Here is a 19758-nt window from a genome sequence, read left to right as displayed (position 1 = left end):
CATGACGCATGCTCCTTTGGCCGTGCGGCAGCGTGGTGACGTGCAGGTGCGTGGCCTCATGCACCGGTTCGGGGAAGGGCGACCTGTCCTGAACGACCTTGACCTGACGATCGGGGCGGGGGAATTCGTCGCCCTGCTGGGGCGGAGTGGTTCGGGCAAGTCAACGCTTCTGCGGATGCTGGCCGGACTGGACCATCCCACACGCGGGGAGGTCGTGGTGCCCGCCAACAAGGCGGTCGTGTTTCAGGAAAGCCGCCTGCTGCCATGGATGCGCGTCTGGCAGAATGTCGCGCTGGCGACCCTGCCGGAAGGGAAAGCCGATCGCGGTAGCGCCGAGCGACTGCTGGGTGAGGTCGGCCTGTCGCATCGCACGGAGGCATGGCCCCTGACGCTTTCCGGTGGGGAGGCGCAGCGTGTCGCCCTGTCGCGTGCGCTGGTGTGTGATCCGGATTTCATCATGCTTGACGAACCTTTCGGCGCGCTCGACGCGCTGACGCGGTTGCAGATGCAGCGCCTGGTGCTGCGGCTGTGGTCCCGGCATGCCTGTTCGATCCTGCTGGTGACGCATGACGTGGACGAGGCGCTTTTGCTGGCGGACCGGGTTCTGGTGCTGCAGGAAGGACGGATCCATATGGATGTGCCAATCGACATTCCCCGCCCGCGCCATCATGCGGACCCGGATTTCGAGGCATTGCGGACAACATTGCTGAATGCTCTGGGCGTTTTTGGGGACTGATCTGTTATTTCAGAAAACTTTTTCATGGAAATGAAAGTTTCCGGGCGTGGTCTTTGGCCTGAAAAGGCGGAAAATGCCGGGATTTCATGAAAATGTCATGGCGGTCCAAACGGTTTGTATGGGGGATTTTTTTGTGACACAATCGTATCGAAACCCATGTGACCGAGACCCAGATGACCCTTGCACACCGTGCCCCGGCCTTCAGAACCCTCCTCCTGCTTTCCGTCCTGACGCTTCCGGCGGTCATGCCACCTGCCAGTGCCCATGCTGACGATGTGGGGCAGGTGACCCCGAAAAGCGGCTATGTCGCGAAAGAGGTGATGATCGCCATGCGTGATGGCGCGCACCTGCAGACCGTGATCGTCACCCCCGCGCACCAGAGCAGGCCGCTGCCGATCCTGATCATCCGCACGCCCTATGGCGTACCGGATCAGGCAACCGTCGATCGGGAATCCGTCAAGCCCGTCTCAAGGGAACTGCCAAGCTGGCAGGCATTCCAGAAGGACGGGTACATCATGGTGTACCAGAACCTTCGCGGACGGTTCAAATCGGAAGGCGAGTTTCTCAAGACCTCGCGTTATGACAGGAATGATCCCAAGCAGGCCAACGAGGTCAATGATGCATGGGACACCATCGACTGGCTGGTGAAAAACGTCCCGCAGAATAATGGCCGTGTCGGCATCTACGGCGTGTCGTATGCCGGCCTGACGGCGGGCCTTACGCTTCTGAACCCGCATCCCGCGCTCAAGGCGATCAGTGAGCAGGCATCGCCTGCCGATCAGTGGATGAATGATGACGATCATCATTATGGTGCGCTCAGGGAAAGCTATACCTTCGAATATACCGTGCTGGAGGAGGCGGACCGCAATGCGAACACCAACTTCGATTTCAGTAAACATGACGTTTATGACTGGTATCTTTCGCTTGGTCCGCTGACCAATATCAACGCGAAATACCTGCATGGGAAGCTGGATTACTGGAACAGCGTCATGGCCCATCCCGATTATGACGCATTCTGGAAAGAGGAGGCCTGGGTCAACAAGGTTCATGCCTCCACCGTCCCGAACCTGAATGTCGCGGGATTCTGGGACCAGGAAGATCCGTGGGGGCCGTGGAAGATCTTCCGCGGGGCAGAGCAGCATGACCCGGACAACACGAATTTCATTGTCGGTGGCCCATGGTATCATGGAGGCTGGCAGCGGACGGACGGGGAAAATATCGGCCTGCTGCCCATGGGAGGCCACAGGACGGCGGAGGAATTCCGCGAACAGATCGAAGCCCCCTTCTTCCGCTATTACCTGCATGAAAAAGGGGAAAAGCCGAACTGGAAGGCCAAGATGTTCGAAACCGGGTCGAACCGGTGGCGCCAGTACGCCACATGGCCGCCTGCCGACGTCACGCCGAAGGAGCTGTATTTCCATTCCGACGGCACGCTGTCCTTCACGCCGCCGAAATCGGGCGAGGCCCCGTTCCGGCAGTATGTTTCGGACCCGGCCAATCCCGTTCCCTATCGCGCGCGACCGATTTCACCGACCTATCCGACGCCGGAATGGCGGACATGGGAAACCAATGACCAGCGCTTTGTCGATCATCGTCCCGATGTGCTGACCTTCACCAGTGCGCCGCTGGAGGAGGACCTGCGGGTTGCCGGCCCGCTGGAGGCGCACCTGTTTGCCTCCACGTCGGGTCGGGATTCCGATTTCGTCGTGAAACTCATTGATGTGTTCCCGGAAAAGGACCAGAAGGCCTTTGTCGCGCATCCGGACGCCGCGACATGGGCGGATTCCCTTGACGGGTATGAACTTCCCATCGCCATGGAGGTCCGGCGCGGACGTTACCTGCACGATTTCTCCCATCCCGCACCGCTTGTACCGGGCAAGGTGCAGGACTGGGACGTGCCACTGCGTGACCATGACCATGTGTTCCTCAAGGGGCATCGCGTGATGGTGCAGGTGCAGTCCACATGGTTCCCGCTGATTGACCGTAATCCGCAGACATGGGTCGAGAGCATCTACCAGGCAAAGGAAACGGACTTCAAACCAGCCACACAACGTATCTTTGCAACGGCGGCAAGCCCGTCGCACATCATGTTGCCGGTGCTTCCTGCCGGGCAGTAAGGCTGGATCTTCTGCTCCGTAATGTCGCCTTTTTTAAAAAGGCGACATTATTGAGGGATTTTTTGGAAAAATACTCACCATTTATCCCAAACGGTCCTGGCCTGACGCAGGGGCATGTCGGGCACGATCATGGGATGGGCATGTTTCGCGATCCCGACCCGCTGTGACAGGTAGATGCCCGAATGGCCCGAACATATGTAGGCCACAAAGCAGCCTGTCGCGATATAGACGATATTGGTCGCCCCAAACAGTTCGATCCCCATGAAGGTGCAGGCCAATGGCGTATTGGCGGCACCCGCAAAAACCGCGACAAACCCGACACTGGCCAGCAGGTCCACAGGCACGCCCAGAAGCCCGGACAGCGTATTGCCCAGTCCCGCGCCGATAAAGAACAGGGGGTGACCTCCCCGCCCTTGTATCCCGTCGCCAGTACGACGACCGTGAACAGCAGTTTGTACAGCCAACTCCACGTATAATTGCCGGTGTGAAAGAAATTCACGATCGAGGCCCCGTCCTGCGTCGCCGCGACGACGCCAAGGCCCAGATAGTCACGCGATCCCACAAGACAGACCAGCGCGATGGTTGCGACGCCCCCGATGGCCGGACGCAGCCACGCAACAGGGCAGGCGCGGCGGATCACGTGGGCCAAGCGATGAACGGATTCGGCAAACAGCAGGCTGGCAAGTCCAAAGCAGACCGCCGCAAGCCCGACCTTGGCCAGCAGGACAGGGGCCATATGGAAAACGCTGCCGCCCCAGTCGGGAGCACCGGCGAACGATACGCGATAGGATGTGTGGTGGATGCCCCAACCATGGCAGGCCCAGTCGGCAAAAATGGAGGAAAACGCGGCAGGCAGCAGTGGCCTGTAATTGATCCGCCCGATGCTCAGGACCTCAAGCGCGAAGATCGCGCCAGCAATAGGGGTGCCGAACACGGCCCCGAAACCCGCGGCTATGCCCGATGTCAGGATAATCCGCACGGCATGCGGATCAAGCCGGAACAGGTGGCCAAAGCCAGATGCAATACTGCCGCCGATCTGTACCGCCGTGCCTTCGCGGCCGACGGAGGCCCCGAACAGGTGGCTGATGACGGTTGATACCAGGACAAGGGGCGCCATGCGCAGGGGAACACCGCCCCCGGGTTCATGGATCTGGTCGATGATCAGGTTGTTGCCGCCTTCGGCACACCGTCCAAACGCGTGATAGGCCAACCCGACCGCGACACCGGCCAGTGGCAGCAGCCATAACAGGCCGGGATGGGCGATCCGGCAGGCTGTAACCTGATCCAGAAGCCAAAGAAATATCGCACATAATGTACCAATGCAGGCCGACATCGGCACGAGGATGCAGCCCCATTTCAGAATGACGCGCATGTTCGCGACCGATGTCGCGATAAGCCGGGAAAGGGTCATGGATGGAAATGCCTGTACGGAATTGGAAATGGTGCCCTGGCTGCGGGGACAATGCCCCGGCAGGCATGTGGTGACGGATGGGTGTGGGGTATGGCGCATGACGTCTGTACGGATTCCTCCCTCTGCTGCCATGATGGCGAGGTAGGAATCATCAGCCCGGCGGGCGGTTTGGCATCTTGCGAGCAGGAAAGCCGGGCAGAGTCCATTGCCGGGCGGCAGGATGCGTTTCCCCCCGTGGGGAAGTCAAGCCGTGCCGGCGTGGCCTGCGGGCCGGAACGGATGTCGATCATCCGACTGGCACGCAGGGTATGGAATGTATAATGTCGCGTCTTCTGGCCCGGTCTGCCGATGTGTGTCGTGGTGACCTTGGGATCAGGACGCGGATTTCACGATGGTTCTTCCGGCGGGGTGGGAACTCCATGGCCTGCCGTATGGCCCGTTGTCGGGCGTCGATATGTGATGCCGGCGTGGAATGCATATGAAACCAGCCGTGTGCGGTGGGAGGGAAGAACATGAAAAATGCCGATGAAATCTGGGTCGGTGTGGATGCCCTTGGCGCGGCGTTCTGCGATTTTGCCGACCGCATATGGGATACGCCCGAACTGGCCTATGACGAGTACCGCTCTGTCGAGACGCAGCGTGAGATGCTTGAACGCAATGGCTTTCGCATCACGCGCAACCTTGCGGGAATTCCCACCTCCGTCATGGGGGAAGCGGGTGCAGGCGGTCCGGTCATCGCCTTCCTTGGCGAATTCGATGCGCTGCCTGGACTGAGCCAGCAGGCCGGGGTGGCGTGTTCCAGCCCCCTTGAGGAGACGCAGAACGGCCATGCCTGCGGGCACAACCTGCTGGGTGGTGGCGCGATGCTGGCGGCTGCGGCGCTGAAGAACTGGATGGCGGAGAAGGGAATTCCCGGGACGGTGCGCTATTATGGCTGCCCGGCGGAGGAAGGGGGCGCGGCCAAGACCTTCATGGTGCGTGACGGCGTATTCGATGATGTCGATATCGCGCTGTCATGGCATCCCGGGTCGATCGTGGGGCCGTTCTATCCGGCGTCACTGGCCAATACCCGGATCGACTTCACGTTCCATGGCCGGGCGTCGCATGCGGCCGCAGCGCCGCATCTGGGCCGTTCCGCCCTTGATGCGGCGGAACTGATGAATATTGGCGCCAATTACCTGCGCGAACACATGCCATCGACCGCACGGCTGCATTATGCCTATATCGATGCGGGGGGACAGGCGCCCAACGTGGTGCAGTCACGGGTGACGATCCGCTATCTCGTGCGTGCCGATGACCTGCGGCAGTTGCGTGAACTGGTCGAACGGGTGCGTGCGATTGCGCAGGGCGCGACACTGATGACCGAAACGACGGTGGAGGAAGCGGTCGTCAGCGCGGTTTCCAACCTGATGGGCAATACGCCGCTGGAAGATACGCTGTGTGCCAACCTGACCCGGCTTGGGCCGCCGTCCTATGCACAGGCGGATTATGACTTCGCGCGGGAGATCCAGAAAACCCTCAGCCCGCAGGACATCCGTGCGGCCTATCTGGCGGCCGGGGTGCCCCCGCGCGATGATACGCCGCCGCTGTGCCAGATGATCGCGCCACGTGAATTCGTGCCGCCGCCCTTTGGCTCCACCGATGTGGGGGATGTAAGCTGGGCGGTGCCTACGGTGCAGGCATGGGGGGCGACATGCGCCATCGGCACGCAGCTTCATTCATGGCAGATGACGGCGCAGGGCAAGAGCGGCATTGCGCATAAAGGCATGATCCATATGGCCAAGGTGCTGGCCGCGACGGCGCGTGATGTCCTGCAGAGCCCGACGCTGCTGGAACGTGTGAAGGCGGACCATGCCCAGCGTCTGGCGCAGGATCCCTATATCTGCCCCCTGCCGGCGGATGTCATGCCGCCGGTGGCGGAGCGATGAGGCCGGGGTCTCCCCGGTTCCCGCCTTATTCCGGCACGGCCCATTCAACGTGGAAATCCGCCTCCCCATCGCCAAGGTAGCGGCACAGCGACGCCAGGATCCCGCGCGCTTCCTCCTCGAACCGGAAGGGCGGGTTGGCGATGATGATCCCGCTGCCATTGAGGCGTGAGGGGTCAAGCGGTGGCCGCAGCGTCAGTTCAAGCGTCAGGAGCTTGCGCTGCCCCGCGTCCTTCAGCCCATTGATGAAGGCACGGACCGGGGCGCGGTGCTTGATGGGATACCAGCCTGCGACGATACCCGCGGGAAAACGCTGGCGTGCGGTCATGATGGCCGTGCCGAGGCGCTGGAATTCATCAGGCTGCTCGAATGGCGGGTCCATGAAGACCAGTCCGCGCCTGGCCTGTTTTGGCGGCAGCAGCGCCGTGATGGCCTGGTAGCCGTCGCGCCCATGCACGCTGACATTGCGGTCATGGCGGAACAGATGCCGCAGGGCCTGCTGGTCCTCGGGGTGGAGTTCGCAGCAGATCAGGCTGTCGCCGGGCCGCAGCAGGCGCGCGACAAGGGCGGGGGAGCCGGGATAGGACAGCCGCCCGGCCTGTTCGTCGCGCATGACCGCACGGATGACCTCCAGCCAGTTTTCCACGTCCGGCGCGTGGTGGCTCCCCTCTGGGGCATCCAGCAGGCGGCCGATGCCCTCGCGCCATTCCCCGGTGGATTGTGCCTGCGCGCCGGACAGGTCATACAGGCCGATCCCCGCATGCGTGTCGAGGACGCAGAAGGGCGATGGCTTGCGCCGCAGCGCCCCGATCAGCGCCATCAGCACGACATGTTTCATGACATCAGCAAAATTGCCAGCATGGTAGCTGTGTCTGTAATTCACTCTCTGTCGGTCCCGCAGGTTGATCCGCCCCGTATGTGGGGTGAGGGAGTGTTAGTGCATGGCCGCGCCCTTTTCCATCACCGCCTGCCGTTTGTGGCGTCGCGCCAGCACGAACAGCCCCACGCCCGTCGCCATGATGGCGGCATAGAGGGCAAAGGCCGCCGGATTGCTGGCCGCCATGCCCAGAAGTGACAGTATTGCCGCGACAAGGGCGAAGCCGGGCACGACGGGATATCCCGGCACGCGCCATGGGCGGTGCAGGTCCGGCCGCATGCGCCGCAGGCGAAACATGCTGCCCATGGCAAGCACATACATCGTCAGCGCCCCGAAGACGGACATGGTCACGATACCGGCCGTCAGTGGCTGCCCCCCGACAGTGATGTGGCGGTCTCCGTAGATCGCCACGAACCCGACCATCCCACCTGCGAGTATCGCGGCCCATGGCGTTCCGAACCGTGGATGCAGCCGCCCCAGCAGGGCGGGGAGGTAGCCTTCGCGCGCCATGGCATAGATCTGGCGCGAATATACCATGATGGTCCCGTGAAACGACGCGACAAGACCGAACAGCCCCAGCCAGACCAGCATGTGGACATACCCGCTGCGTGGTCCGACGACGCTGAGCATCGCCTGGGGCAACGGGTCGTTGATGTTCGCCAGCGCCTTCCAGTCACCCACGCCTGCGGCCATGACCATGACGCCAAAGGCCAGCAGCATCAGCGTCACGATGCCCGCGACATAGGCCATCGGGATGGTGCGTTGCGGATCGCGCGCTTCCTCCGCCGTCATGGCCACCCCTTCGATCGCCAGAAAGAACCAGATCGCGAACGGCGCTGCCGCCAGGATGCCGGGGATGGCATGCAGGGTGAACGTGTCGGACCCCGCCCATCCGTCATGGACGAAGTTCGCCCACGAAAATCCCGGCGCGACCACGGCCATGAAGACGAGGAGTTCGGCGATCGCGGCGATGGTGACAACCAGTTCGAACGCGGCGGCGATGCTGACCCCCGCGATGTTGAGCGCCATGAACACGACATAGGCCCCGCCAGCCGCCGCGCGTGCGCTGACATGCGGATACTGCACATGCAGGTACGCACCGATCGCCAGCGCGATGGCGGGCGGGGCGAAGACGAGTTCCACGATGGAGGCCAGCCCCGCGATGAAGGCAGGTACCGGCCCGTATGCCGCCAGCACATAGGCGAACGGACCGCCTGCATGCGGGATCGAGGTTGTCAGTTCGGTATAGGAGAAGATCAGCGCCGAATACATCAGCGCGACCATGACCGTCGTCACCACAAACCCCAGCGTGCCCGCCGCCGCCCAGCCGTAGCTCCAGCCGAAATACTCACCCGAGATGACAAGGCCGACCGCAATCCCCCACAGGTGAAAGGCGCCCAGCCGCCGCTGCAGGTGCACCGGCCCCGCATGCGCTGGGGAAGGCGGTGAAGGCCGGACGGGAGAAGGGGGGGATGCAGGCATTGTCCGTGGTCTGAAGAGGAAGGGTGGGGCGGGCTTGCTGCGGGCGTGCGCGTACCGCCATGATGACAGTGGCATGATAACGGGGACCGATTCCAGATTATGTTACCATTATGTAATGAGAGGGGCATCGCGGCGATGCAGGCGATCATGCAGCGCCGCGGCCTGCGCCGTCACCGGCCATCACTGGCAGGACGGGCAGGGACACAGGCAGGACGGGGGCAGCCACGGTGACAGGACTTTTCCAGACGGACGGGAATGAACCTTGGCGCTGGCCGGAGGCGCGCTGGCGCGGGATCGTCAACCGTGTCCGGGCCGGGCGCAGCCTGCAACCGACCCGCTGGCCCGATGGCGCCCGCTGCGCCTTTGCGATCTCGTTCGATGCGGACCATGAGACGATACCCCTGCGTGATGGGGACGAAAGCCCCATGCGCATCAGCCAGGGCCAGTATGGCAGCAGGCGTGGCATCCCGCGCATCCGCAGGCTGCTGCAGGAGGCGGGGATCCCGGCAACGTTCTTCTACCCCGCCGTGTCGGCCATGCTGTATCCGGACGAGGTCCGGGCGCTGGTGGGCGATGGCCATGAAATCGGCATCCATTCATGGATACATGAGCGCAACACGCAACTGCCGCCCGAGGATGAACTGCGCCTGTCCCTGCGCGCGCGGGAGGTCCTGGCGGATATCAGTGGTGTGGAACCTGTCGGTATCCGCACCGCAAGCTGGGATTTTTCCGTCCATACCATGTCCATCATCGAACAGATGGGCCTGCTGTATGACAGCAGCCTGATGGCGGATGACGATCCGTATGAACTGCTGGCCGACGGACGGCCCACGGGCATTGTCGAACTGCCGCCCGAATGGATACGCGACGATGCGATCTACTTCAATTTCGAACGGTTTTCCGCCCTGCGCCCGTACACGCCCCCTTCGGGTGTGGCGGAGGTCTTCCGGGCGGAATTCGAGGGCGCGTATGCCGAAGGCGGCCTGTTCCTGCTGACGCTGCATCCGCATGTCAGCGGCCATCGCAGCCGTATCGGCATCATCGCCGACCTGCTGGCGCATGCACGGGCGCGTGGCGATGTCTGGTTTGCAACGCATGCCGATGTCGCGCGCTGGTGCCTGCATCATGCAGCCACGCCCGCACCGGCGGAGGCGAAGGGCCCCTGACCCGCAGCGAAGCTCAGCCTGTCGGGGCGTGGGATGTATCGCTGCTGGCGGAGGATGGAGCATGGGCAAGCGTGCTGCAGACAACGCTCAGCACAAGGAACAGGACGGCCGCCCCTTCCATGGCGGTGGGCCATCGCCCCGTCCACAGGCAGCCATAGAACAGGGCGAACAGGGTTTCGCCCACCGCCATCTGCCCACACAGCGTCATGGGCAGGAGGCGGCAGGTGCGGTTCCAGAAAATCCCGCCCAGCAGGGAGGAAACCAGCGCGATGAACGCGCCCAGCACAATGAACGCGACCCAGCGTGAGGGCGGGTGGGACATCGCGCCATGGCAGGCGAACGGGATGACGAACAGGGCCTCCACCCCCGTGGCGACACCGGTCAGCAGCCCCCAGTCCCCCGCGCTGGTATCCGACAGCCGCCTGAGCCAGCGGGCATTGGCGAGGGCGAAGATGCTCCACGATGCCAATCCCCCGATCGCGCACAGGAAACCAAGGAGGTGGGCCATATCGACGCGTGGGTCGTCGGTGCCCGCGCCGGGGGCGTGCAGGGCCTGCAGGGCGGTGAGGCTGATTCCTGCGACCATCAGCAGCATGGAGGGCACAAGCCTGCGCAGGCCAGGGCTGTCCCCCTCCCGCGTGCCAAGTATTCCCACGATCACGGGCAGGAAGCCGGTTATGATGGAGGTGATGTTGATGCCACACAGCCGTACGGCCATGGCAATCAGGATGTAATATCCAAGATTACCCGTCAGCCCCAGCCCCAGCAGTGCCGCGCGTCCTCCCTGCGGGATGCAGGCAGCCAGTCGCCGCCAGCGTGGAAGCACCAGCGCCACGGAGAAAAAACCGTACATCAGGTAGCGTACCGTCGCCAACTGGAGCGCCGTGAAATCCGGCATCATGGCCGGGGCGATGAAAACCAGCCCCCAGCACGCCCCTGCCGCCAGGCCATTGCCCAGGCCTGCCAGCAGGGAAGAATGGGACCGGGCCCGAGAACTGTTCATGTTCGTCCTGATGCAGGTATCGGTGGTAATTATGGAATATTGCGCACGATATGGGAATGGGGGCGGCAGTATCTGTTGCGTGCTGCTGGTGCAGGGGCGGTATGCCGGATGCGGAACGATTCCCGCCATGGAGATGCCAGATGTGACGGTTCGTGCATGTGCCCGCATGCGAAGGGGATGTTTCGGCCTTGCCAGCGCAGGGAGGGCAGGCGATGAAAAGGCGCGCCCTTGATGCTGTCGTGCAGGAACATGATGCCACCCCGACCGGAGCCGATATCCACCCCTTTCCCCGCATGGCGGCAGGGGAATGCAGCCTGTGCGGAGGGACAGGAACCGACGCAGGCGCATCTGCGTGCCGGGATGAGGGCTGCGCTGCTTGCGTTGGGGCAGGGGGTGCTGGACGCCAATGCGGACCTTCGTGACGCGGTCGGGGCGGATGGGCATGTGCTGTCATGCCTGTTTGACGAACTGCTGCGCCTGGTCTGCCGCCTTGCCTTTCTGGCTGAACTTGAGGCGCGGGGCCTCCTGCATGCATCACGGGCGCAGGGGCCATCAGGACATTCCTTCTTTTACTGGCTTGCGCAGGCCGATGCTTCCGAAGGGGCGGCGGGATGTTTCGCAGCGTGGGACGGCATGCGGCATGTCCTTGGTGCGATGGATGCGGGCGATCCCGGGCGCGGCCTGCCGGCGCTGGGGGCATTGGCGCATCCGGGGGGACTGCCGCTGATGATGGCGGCGCGGATGGCGGACCGTGATTTCCTGTCCGCCATCCGCAGCCTTGGCTGCCGCATCGGGGAAGGAGGGAAGCCCAGGCCGGTCGATTGGTGTTCGATTGGCAGCGGCGATCTGGCGAGCGTGTATGAAGGCCTGCTGGAAATCCGGCCCTGCCTTGCGCCTGACGGTCTCTTCATGCTCGATGATGGGGGGCGGGGGAACGACCGGCGGATTTCGGGCAGTTATTATACGCCCGACAGTCTGGTTCAGGCGCTGCTCGACAGCACGCTTGATCCCGTCATGGACCGGGCCGTGGCTGCGGGCGGGGCAGGGGGCCTGCTTGCATTGCGCATCATTGATCCGGCCTGTGGCGGCGGGCATTTCCTGCTGGGTGCCGCGCGGCGGATGGCGGCACGCCTTGTCGCCCTTCGCCCGCCGGGACAGCAGGGGTACCAGGCCGCGCTTCGTGATGTCGTGGCGCGGTGCATCCATGGGGTGGACTGCAATCCCATGGCGGTGGAACTGACGCGCATGGCGTTGTGGATCGAAACCGCCATGCCCGGACGGCCCCTGTGCTTTCTGGGGGCGAATATCCGCTGCGGGAATGCGCTGCTTGGCGTGGCGGATGTCGCGGTCCTTGAAACAGGTGTGCCGGACGGGGCTTACCGGGTCTTGGGCAATGACGACCCGGCCGTCGTGCGCCGCTGCCTGCGCCGTAACCAGCGTGCGAAGGCCGAATGGCGTGCGCCCGACTGCCGCACCCTGCTGGCCCCCCTTGCCGCCGAACTGTCCGCGTTGCGGGGCATGGCGGAAGATACCGCGCAGGAGGTTGCACAAAAGCAGCAGCGTTTCGAGGCATGGTGGACCGGCGTGTCGCGCTCCCCCCTCGGCCGGGCCTGTGACCTTTACGTTGCGGCGTTCATGTTGCCGCGCCCTGCCGGCAGTCAGGCCGATATGGTGCCCACGACGGACCGGTTATGGCAGGAACTTGCGGGGACCGGTGACGGCGGGTGCATGGACGCCGCCATCCATACGGCCATCGGGGCGCGGACGCTGCACTGGCCGCTGGTTTTCGCCGACATCATGGTGGAACGTGGAGGATTTGATGTCGTGATCGGCAATCCACCATGGGACGTCATGCAACTGGAGGAAGAGGAATATTTCGGGACGCGCCTGTCCGCGATCTCCGCGTTGAAGGGCGCGGCGCGCAAGGCCGCGATCACGGCGCTGGGCACCGCGCGGCCGGAACTGTTCGCACGTTTTACGCGCGCACGCCGCCAGAGCGAGGCGATGGGCGTGTTTGTCCGCACCAGCGGGCGTTTCCCCCTTGCCGGTCGTGGCAGGGGCAACACCTATGCGCTGTTTACCGAACTTTCCCTGGCCCTGGTGCGGGATGATGGGCGGGCGGGACTGATCGTTCCGACAGGCATTGCGACCGATGCAATGACCGCGCCGCTGCTTGGCTTTCTGGTGGATGAAAGGCGACTGGCGCAGCTTGTGGATTTTGAAAACAGCGCGCCCCTGTTCCCGGGTGTCCATCGCAGTTTCAAATTCTGCCTGCTGACGATTGCCAATGCGGTGGCGGCGACACGGTTCGCCTGTTTCCTGACACGCACGCAACAGTGCGGGGACACGCGGCGCAGCTTTTCGCTTTCGGCCGGGGACATCGCGCGCATCAATCCCAATACGCGCACCATGCCGGTGTTCCGTTCCCGCATGGATGCCGCGCTGACCCGCGCGATCTATGCCCGCGTGCAGGTCTTCGTGGATGAGGCGCGCGGCCCTGCGGGCAATCCATGGGAGGTGGAGTTCCGGCAGGGCCTGTTCAACATGACAAGTGACAGCAGCCTGTTCCGTACCGCCGCCCAACTGGCTGGTGGCGGGTGGCGGCGGGACGGCACGGACTGGCTGCATCCTGCCCGCATGGCGCGGGAGGCCCCGGATAATGGGGACGGATCACGTTATGTTCCGCTTTATGAAGCCAAGATGGGATATTTTTACGATCACCGGCATGCGGGTTATGCGCAGCGCAAGGGAGAGCGCGGCCATCGGGTCCTGCCGCAGACCGGTCTGCGCGAACATTGCGATCCTGCGTTCGAAATCATGCCCCATTACTGGGTTCCCCGTAACGAGGTGATGCGCAAGATCGGGAACATGTCTTCGCCATCGGCATTTTTCGGGTTTCGCAACATCATGTCCCCGACGAATGAACGCACCTTCATCTGCAACCTGCTGCCACCATGGGGGGTGGGAAACAGCATGACCCTGCTGTCACCCGGGATGGGGTGGGATGACCCACGGGCGGCCTGCCTGATTGCCAACCTGTCGTCCCTGCCGTTCGATTTCGTCTGTCGGCAGAAAGCGGGTGGGGTCAACCTCAATTTCTTTATTGTAAAACAGCTTCCCGTACTGCCCCCGTCATTCTACAGCACCGATGATGTGGACTTCATCCTGCCACGGGTGCTGGAACTGACCTTTACCAGCAACACCATGGCCCCGTTCGCGCGCGGCATGGGCCATGTGGGGGCGCCGTTTGCGTGGGACGTGGCACGGCGGGCACTGCTGCGCGCGGAACTCGACGCGTGGTACGCCCGCGCCTATGGCCTGGATCGCAGGCAACTGGAATATGTGCTTGATCCCCATGATGTCATGGGGGCCGATTACCCGTCCCAGACCTTCAGGGTGCTGCGCAAGAACGAAATGGCCACCTTTGGCGAATACCGCACCCGCCGGCTTGTACTGGCGGCCTATGACCGGCAGGAAATGGCGGCATTGCGTCCCGTCTCATGACACGGACCGCCATTCAGACGATCTGGTTTGTCAGTGGCCCCCCGGTTTCGAGGGCGGCAAGGTTCTTCATCAGGATATCGACGACATTGCGTTCATAGAGCTGGGTTTCCCCCGCCGTGTGCCCGGTCATGACCAGATTGGGACGCGACCAGAGCGGGGATGAGGACGGCAGCGGTTCCTCGTCATAGGTGTCGAGCGCCGCCCCGGCGATCCGGCCTGTATCGAGGGCTTCGATCAGGGCGGCTTCCTCCACCACCGGGCCGCGCGCCACATTCACCAGGCAGGCATCGGGCTTCATGACGCCGAACGCCGCAGCATTGATGAGGTGACGCGTCTGTTCGGTCAGGGGGCAGGTCAGGATGACATAATCCGCGTCCTTCAGGCCGACATGTAGGTCGTCCATCGCGACCTGCTCCACCCCCGCGACATCGAGGGGGCGTGCGCTGTGGCGTGCGCCACTGACCTTCATGCCCAGCGCAAGGCACAGGCGCGCCACCCGGTCGCCGATCGTGCCCATGCCGATGATCAGCGCATGCTTTTCCGACAGTTCCTGAAGGCGCGGGCGCGGGTCGGTGCCTGTCGTGGACCAGTGGCGGATCTTCTGGTTGTCGCGTGCCTCATACAGGCGCCGTGCGAGGCTGAGCATCAGGGCAAGCGCATGTTCCGCAACCGCGTTGGCATTGACGCCACGGGCATTGCACAGATGGACGCCTCGTTCCTTCAGGCGGTTCAGGTCGAACTGGTCCACGCCCGAACTGATCGACTGGATCAGGCGCAGGCGGGGGGCAATGTCCAGAAGATCATTGTCCCACAGCATGGAAACGACCAGAACCTCGACCTCCGGCATGATCGCCCTGAGGTCATCAGGTGTGGAAACCTGCGTGCAGGCCGGCGCCCCCGGACGTTTTTCGAGTTCCCGGCGGATATCGTAATAGGTATGCGCCGCATAGATGTGCTGTATCTTGTCTTGGGGCATGGCTGGCTGACAGGTTCCGCGATTGGGACGGGTGTCAGCGCATGCGCGATAAGGTTCAGGCCGCCAGCACCCCTCCGGGGAAGGGACATATACGTTCTGATGTTAGAATGAAGGGGGACCCGGTTCAATACGCAAACCGGCCCGGCAGTCCCGTCGGGGGAACAGGCTGCAAAAAAAGAATGCCGCCTTCTGGGGAAAAGGCGGCAATCCTGGAATTGTTATTTATCAGGAGGGCCCTTAGCGCCGGCTGTCCTGATAAAACTTCCCGAAGCGGTTTTCGAGGAACTGCGACAGGGCGATGTCTTCCTGCAGCACCAGCCCGGATGTGGGGATCCTGCCTTCGGCCAGCAGGTCGAGCACCGCGCAGATCGCCCCCGCCGTCGTGATCTGGATGCCGGTGCGCGGACGCCCGTTGACGGTCGCACCATGGATGGCGCGCACGAACGTCTCCTGCGTCAGGCGTCCGTCACGCTGCCCGGAAACCGTGACAAGGATGATGATGACATCCTGCATCGTCACCGGCAGGGCATGTTCAAAGATCGACTTGATGACGTCGCGGCGTTCCGACAGGCGCAGGTCATTGAGCAGCACCTTCATGATCGCGGAATGCCCCGGATAGCGGATGGTGCGGTAGTTCAGTTCTCGCACGCGCCCGTCATACGTATCGCACAGCGATCCAAGCCCGCCGGAGGTGTTGAACGCCTCATACTTCACACCGTCGATCGTCAGGCTTTCCAGCCCGTCGAGGGCCGGCACCAGGCGGCGCTTGCCGCTGACGATGGCTTCGCACGGTTCGATATATTCGTTGATGACGCCGTCCGTGCTCCATGTCAGGTTGTAGCCCAGCGCGTTGGTCGAATATTCCGGCAGCGCGCCGACACGCAACTGGATCGTGTCCACGCTGTCGAAGCGGCGCGCGATGTCGTGGGCCACGATGGAGACGAATCCGGGCGCCAGACCGCATTGCGGGATAAAGGCCACCGACGGCGCCTTCGTCGAAAGTTCGCGCACGATCTTGGTGCTGGCCACGTCTTCGGTCAGGTCGAGGTAGTTGACCCCGGCCGCCGCAGCGGCGCTGGCGATGCGGGTCGTCAGGTGGAAGGGAGCGGCCGAAAGAACCGCGAAACAGCCCTGCAGCAGGGCGGGCAGCACGCCTTCCTCCGCCAGGTCCGCGACCGTGCGCTGCACGGAATCGGGAACGCTGGCGGCCTTGAGCGTATTGTGGTCACGGTCGGTCAGGGTGACGGTATAATCGCCCGTGCTGGCAAGGAAATCGGCAATGGTGGACCCGATGTTACCGGCCCCGATGACAAGTATTTTCCGCATGACCATACTCCGCGTGTTCCATGGGATGAGACCAGTCGATGAAACCGCGTGCCAATGTCGGCAACAAGCCGAGGATAGACGGCAGATGGCACTTTTATTTCGGCATTATGTATAGCATGGTCGGCATTATGCAGATTGACGCTACTGACCGCCTTATCCTCGCCCTGCTGGAGGAAAACGCCCGCATGCCGACGGCCGAACTGGCCCGTCGCGCGGGACTGTCGCGCACGACTGTGCAGAGCAGGATCGAAAGGCTGGAACGTGGTGGCGCGATTGCCGGATATGCCGTGGTGATGGGGGCCGCGGCGCGCGACGCCATCCGGGCGCATGTGATGATTACGCTGGCGCCAAGGCATGTTTCCTCGGTTGAGGAGGCATTGCGCAGGTTTCCCGAAATCCGGGAACTGCATGCCGTCAGTGGACAGATCGACATGATTGCCGTCGTGGGCGCCCAGACGACGGAGGCGATCAATGACGCGATTGACCGGATCGGCATGCTCGAAGGGGTGGATCGCACGACGTCCGCCATCGTGCTGTCCACCCGCGTCATGCGTCAGGGGCCAACTGCCGCTGCCCCGTCGCGCCACAAGACACGGTAAAAACAAAAGTTTTTGGTGAAGCTTTTTTCAAAAAGCTTCAGAAAACGCTTCATTCTTGAAAAAAATATTGCCCAAGGTCCGAGGTACAGACCTTCCCACGGCCGAAACCGTCGCCAGAGCCATGACGGACCCTGTAGGCGGGAACTTCACGGTGGAAAATTCATCGCCCGGACTCATTTTACCCGTCTGCAAAAGCGCGCGACACCGGAGTGCCGGGACATCAGGGCAGGGGCGTAATCCTGGCGACCTTCATGGCAGGCGAGGCAGGTGCAAGCCATCCGCCCTGAAATCCCGCACGTTCCAGTCCCGTGCGGATATAGGGATTGCGTTTCATGACATTCCACACCAGTCCGGAGCGCCAGTTTTCGATCATGAGCAGGATCGGCCCCTGATCGATGCCAAGATATTCGTTATCGGACCAGAAAGAGCCACCATTGCGGAAACTGGGATTGAACGCATCAACGAATCCATATTTCCCATAAATCCTGCTGCCATAACGTGATTTCATGTCACGCATGGTCGGCAGCACGATTTCGGGCGCGAACGCGATTGAACCCACGGCGGCCGTGGGGGCAATGGTCCCATCATCCTGTGTATAGTCACGCCCGGCCCCACGGGCGGAGTAGGACAGGAAATGCCGGTCCTGCCCGTCGATCTTCTGCGTGACCTCGCCCGGGCCGTCGCAGGCCGTCAGGCCCCATGTGGTGGCGCTGTAATCGCGCCATTTCCCGGGATTGGCGATGGCATAGGCACGTTGCGCATAGACGGCGCGACGGCTGTTTTCGAAATAGTCGATCTGCTTTTCATGCGCCCATGCGTCCTGGATCCCGCGGAAGTCGATCCATGCGTGGCTGTACTGATGGCCGAACAGGGGCGCGAAATTCAGGAAGGTCTGCCCGTAATAATCCCCCCACCGGCGGTTGTTCGTCGCAAGCCATGCCTGCCACGACGCAGGTTCCAGCGCATGGGTGGGCGACCCGAGGCCAAGGATGTAGGCCATCATCCCTTCGCTGTAGCCCTCCCAGTAACTGGGGATGAACTGATGTTCGGGACTCCACCCCATGCTGAGGCGACTGTCGGGACGGCGTATCCATTGCCAGTTGACGCGCCTGTACAGGCGGTCGGCCATGTCCCGTATGTCGCGTTCGCGGGGTGTATCCCGGTCGTAGAAGGATTGCGTGAACAGCACCCCCTGCATCAGCAGGGCCGTATCGATGCTGGACAGTTCGATATCACGGTTCAGGCGCAGGCCGTTTTTCTTCTGGAGGAAGTGATAATAGAAGCCCTGATATCCTGTGGCGTTGTCCTCGCTGTCATTCTGCGCGCTGTGCAGCAGGTAACGCAACGTGGCAAGGGTTCGCTCCACCGCCTGCTCGCGTGTGATGTATCCGCGTGTGGCCCCGATGCCATAGGCGGTCAGGCCAAACCCGATGGAGGCGACACTGGCCTGTGTCTGTGCGGAGGGATAGCGGTCCGGAATCAGGCCGGAAGCGGGATCTGCCGAATCCCAGAACCACTGGAAGGTCCGGTGTTCAAGGTCATCGATCAGGACGGTATCGGCAGGCCCTGCATCCGGCGACGTGGAAGCGGCAGGAGGATGTGTGATTTTCACGCCCTGCTGGTCGAGGGCATGGGCCGCCGGACCGGGCAGTGATGTGCAACACAGAAGGATTGATACGAAGGCGGCGATATGCCGCCTGCCCGTTTGCCGACCCTGCAACGTCCTGTCTCCTGAGCGGTTGCTGCCGGCATTTATGAATTGAGTGCGTGCTTGATGGCAATCCCGGAATGGTTTCTTTTGGTGGCTGTTACAAAACATAAAAAATCATATCGTAATATTCGGATCTGGCGTGGTGTTTGGCTGTCCGGCTTCGTCGGCATGCGGTTGTGTCTGCGGCAGGTTCTCCGTCCGTAACGGCAGGGGCGTGCCCATCCACAGGCTGTCGCGGGCATGGTCCTGTTGCGGATGGAGGGTGTTGGGATGGACCAGGATGCTCAGGCCGTTACGATTCAGCATGAGCCACGGCACGAAAAGCGAGAACAGGGAGGTTTCGAAGGCAACCTGAAACATGCTGGCGGAATGTGGTCCCACGGCAGAAGTGTGTACGCGGCCAACGCGGACGGCAAAACGGGCCGACAGGGCGGCACGCAGCGCCAGCGCGCAGGGCATCGTATCGGCACAGAAATAGACATGCGCATGGTAACTTGCGATTTCATCAATGCGACGCGGCGTGAATGTCTGGGAGTCCATCGTCAGTTTCTCCTTTGAAGGGCGGTAGCCGAGGCTGTGTGCATCGAACCGGACATGGAGACACGTGGTTCATGTCCCGGAGGAAAAGGGGGGATGGCGCCATCACTGTTGGTTACATTGTGTTACGTTCTGGGGATGCCGCAGGGCAGGGTTTTTCGCGGATGGGCAGAAGGTCATGGCCGTAGCGGGCAGGGCGTGTCCATTCATGCCTTCATATGGCCGCATGGGCATGGTTGCCTGCGCATGGGTTATGGGCAAGATGTCGTGATGATGTCGGGAAACCGGCCCCTCACATGAGGAGTTTCACGTCAATGGCCACTTTCACTGCGAGATCATTTTTTCTTCTCCGTGTTTTGGATCCATGGTCTGAGCCTGTTTAACGACT

General features: G+C 62.6%; 13 protein-coding genes, 1 pseudogene and 1 riboswitch. Of the genes and pseudogenes, 6 read left to right on the top strand and 8 right to left on the bottom strand.

Annotation, left to right across the window (positions count from 1 at the left end):
* Nucleotide 1 precedes the first annotated feature (1 nt).
* Together CFR72_RS11815 and CFR72_RS11810 are read left to right on the top strand one after the other, a co-directional pair.
* Nucleotides 2-736 carry an ABC transporter ATP-binding protein gene (locus CFR72_RS11815; protein ID WP_110914138.1) on the top strand — a complete coding sequence of 245 codons (735 nt, stop codon included), beginning with the start codon at nt 2-4 and terminating at the stop codon, nt 734-736.
* Nucleotides 737-909: 173 nt separating this feature from the next.
* Nucleotides 910-2853: a CocE/NonD family hydrolase gene (locus CFR72_RS11810; RefSeq protein WP_110914137.1), complete on the top strand. Its 1944-nt coding sequence runs from the start codon at nt 910-912 to the stop codon at nt 2851-2853.
* Between the two features lie 74 nt (nt 2854-2927).
* On the opposite strand, the pseudogene CFR72_RS11805 reads toward CFR72_RS11810, so the two are convergent.
* Nucleotides 2928-4264, bottom strand: a pseudogene (locus tag CFR72_RS11805) (voltage-gated chloride channel family protein).
* A 135-nt stretch (nt 4265-4399) separates the two neighbouring features.
* Nucleotides 4400-4483, bottom strand: a riboswitch (Fluoride riboswitch).
* Nucleotides 4484-4776: 293 nt separating this feature from the next.
* Between CFR72_RS11805 and CFR72_RS11800 the strand changes: the two are divergent.
* On the top strand, nt 4777-6192 hold the full coding sequence (locus CFR72_RS11800; protein WP_110914136.1) for an amidohydrolase: 1416 nt from the start codon (nt 4777-4779) through the stop codon (nt 6190-6192).
* A 25-nt stretch (nt 6193-6217) separates the two neighbouring features.
* Here CFR72_RS11800 and CFR72_RS11795 read toward each other — a convergent pair whose 3' ends face one another.
* Nucleotides 6218-7072: a 23S rRNA (adenine(2030)-N(6))-methyltransferase RlmJ gene (locus CFR72_RS11795; protein ID WP_167400370.1), complete on the bottom strand. Its 855-nt coding sequence runs from the start codon at nt 7070-7072 to the stop codon at nt 6218-6220.
* 51 nt (nt 7073-7123) lie between these two features.
* Nucleotides 7124-8548, bottom strand: coding sequence for an ethanolamine permease (gene eat / locus CFR72_RS11790; RefSeq protein ID WP_110914134.1), 1425 nt, complete (start codon nt 8546-8548; stop codon nt 7124-7126).
* Nucleotides 8549-8775: 227 nt separating this feature from the next.
* On the opposite strand from eat, the gene CFR72_RS11785 reads away from it, so the two are divergent.
* The gene (locus tag CFR72_RS11785; RefSeq protein WP_110914133.1) at nt 8776-9714 is read left to right on the top strand and encodes a polysaccharide deacetylase family protein; all 939 of its coding nucleotides are present in this window, start codon (nt 8776-8778) and stop codon (nt 9712-9714) included.
* A 13-nt stretch (nt 9715-9727) separates the two neighbouring features.
* On the opposite strand, the gene CFR72_RS11780 is transcribed toward CFR72_RS11785, so the two are convergent.
* Entirely contained in the window at nt 9728-10717 is a 990-nt protein-coding gene (locus tag CFR72_RS11780) for a DMT family transporter (RefSeq protein WP_110914152.1), read from the bottom strand.
* Nucleotides 10718-10966: 249 nt separating this feature from the next.
* On the opposite strand from CFR72_RS11780, the gene CFR72_RS11775 reads away from it, so the two are divergent.
* Nucleotides 10967-14221: an Eco57I restriction-modification methylase domain-containing protein gene (locus CFR72_RS11775; RefSeq protein WP_110914132.1), complete on the top strand. Its 3255-nt coding sequence runs from the start codon at nt 10967-10969 to the stop codon at nt 14219-14221.
* 13 nt (nt 14222-14234) lie between these two features.
* On the opposite strand, the gene CFR72_RS11770 is transcribed toward CFR72_RS11775, so the two are convergent.
* Nucleotides 14235-15197, bottom strand: a complete 963-nt coding sequence (locus CFR72_RS11770) for a D-2-hydroxyacid dehydrogenase (protein ID WP_110914131.1) — start codon at nt 15195-15197, stop codon at nt 14235-14237.
* Between the two features lie 237 nt (nt 15198-15434).
* Nucleotides 15435-16523 carry a saccharopine dehydrogenase family protein gene (locus CFR72_RS11765; RefSeq protein ID WP_110914151.1) on the bottom strand — a complete coding sequence of 363 codons (1089 nt, stop codon included), beginning with the start codon at nt 16521-16523 and terminating at the stop codon, nt 15435-15437.
* Nucleotides 16524-16651: 128 nt separating this feature from the next.
* Here CFR72_RS11765 and CFR72_RS11760 point away from each other — a divergent pair, with 128 nt between their 5' ends.
* Nucleotides 16652-17122: an Lrp/AsnC family transcriptional regulator gene (locus CFR72_RS11760; RefSeq protein ID WP_167400369.1), complete on the top strand. Its 471-nt coding sequence runs from the start codon at nt 16652-16654 to the stop codon at nt 17120-17122.
* A gap of 220 nt (nt 17123-17342) precedes the next feature.
* Here the strand turns inward: CFR72_RS11760 and CFR72_RS11755 are convergent, their stop codons facing one another.
* Both CFR72_RS11755 and CFR72_RS11750 read right to left on the bottom strand, forming a co-directional pair.
* Nucleotides 17343-18842: a glucoamylase family protein gene (locus CFR72_RS11755; protein ID WP_408869979.1), complete on the bottom strand. Its 1500-nt coding sequence runs from the start codon at nt 18840-18842 to the stop codon at nt 17343-17345.
* 105 nt (nt 18843-18947) lie between these two features.
* Complete coding sequence (locus tag CFR72_RS11750; RefSeq protein ID WP_110914129.1) at nt 18948-19373, bottom strand: DOPA 4,5-dioxygenase family protein; 426 nt, start codon at nt 19371-19373, stop codon at nt 18948-18950.
* Nucleotides 19374-19758: the final 385 nt, after the last annotated feature.

Source organism: Gluconacetobacter entanii (assembly GCF_003206495.1).
Classification (GTDB): Bacteria; Pseudomonadota; Alphaproteobacteria; order Acetobacterales; family Acetobacteraceae; genus Novacetimonas; species Novacetimonas entanii.
The sequence above is the reverse complement of the archived record's forward strand: the minus strand, read 5'-3'. Positions and strand labels throughout refer to the sequence as shown.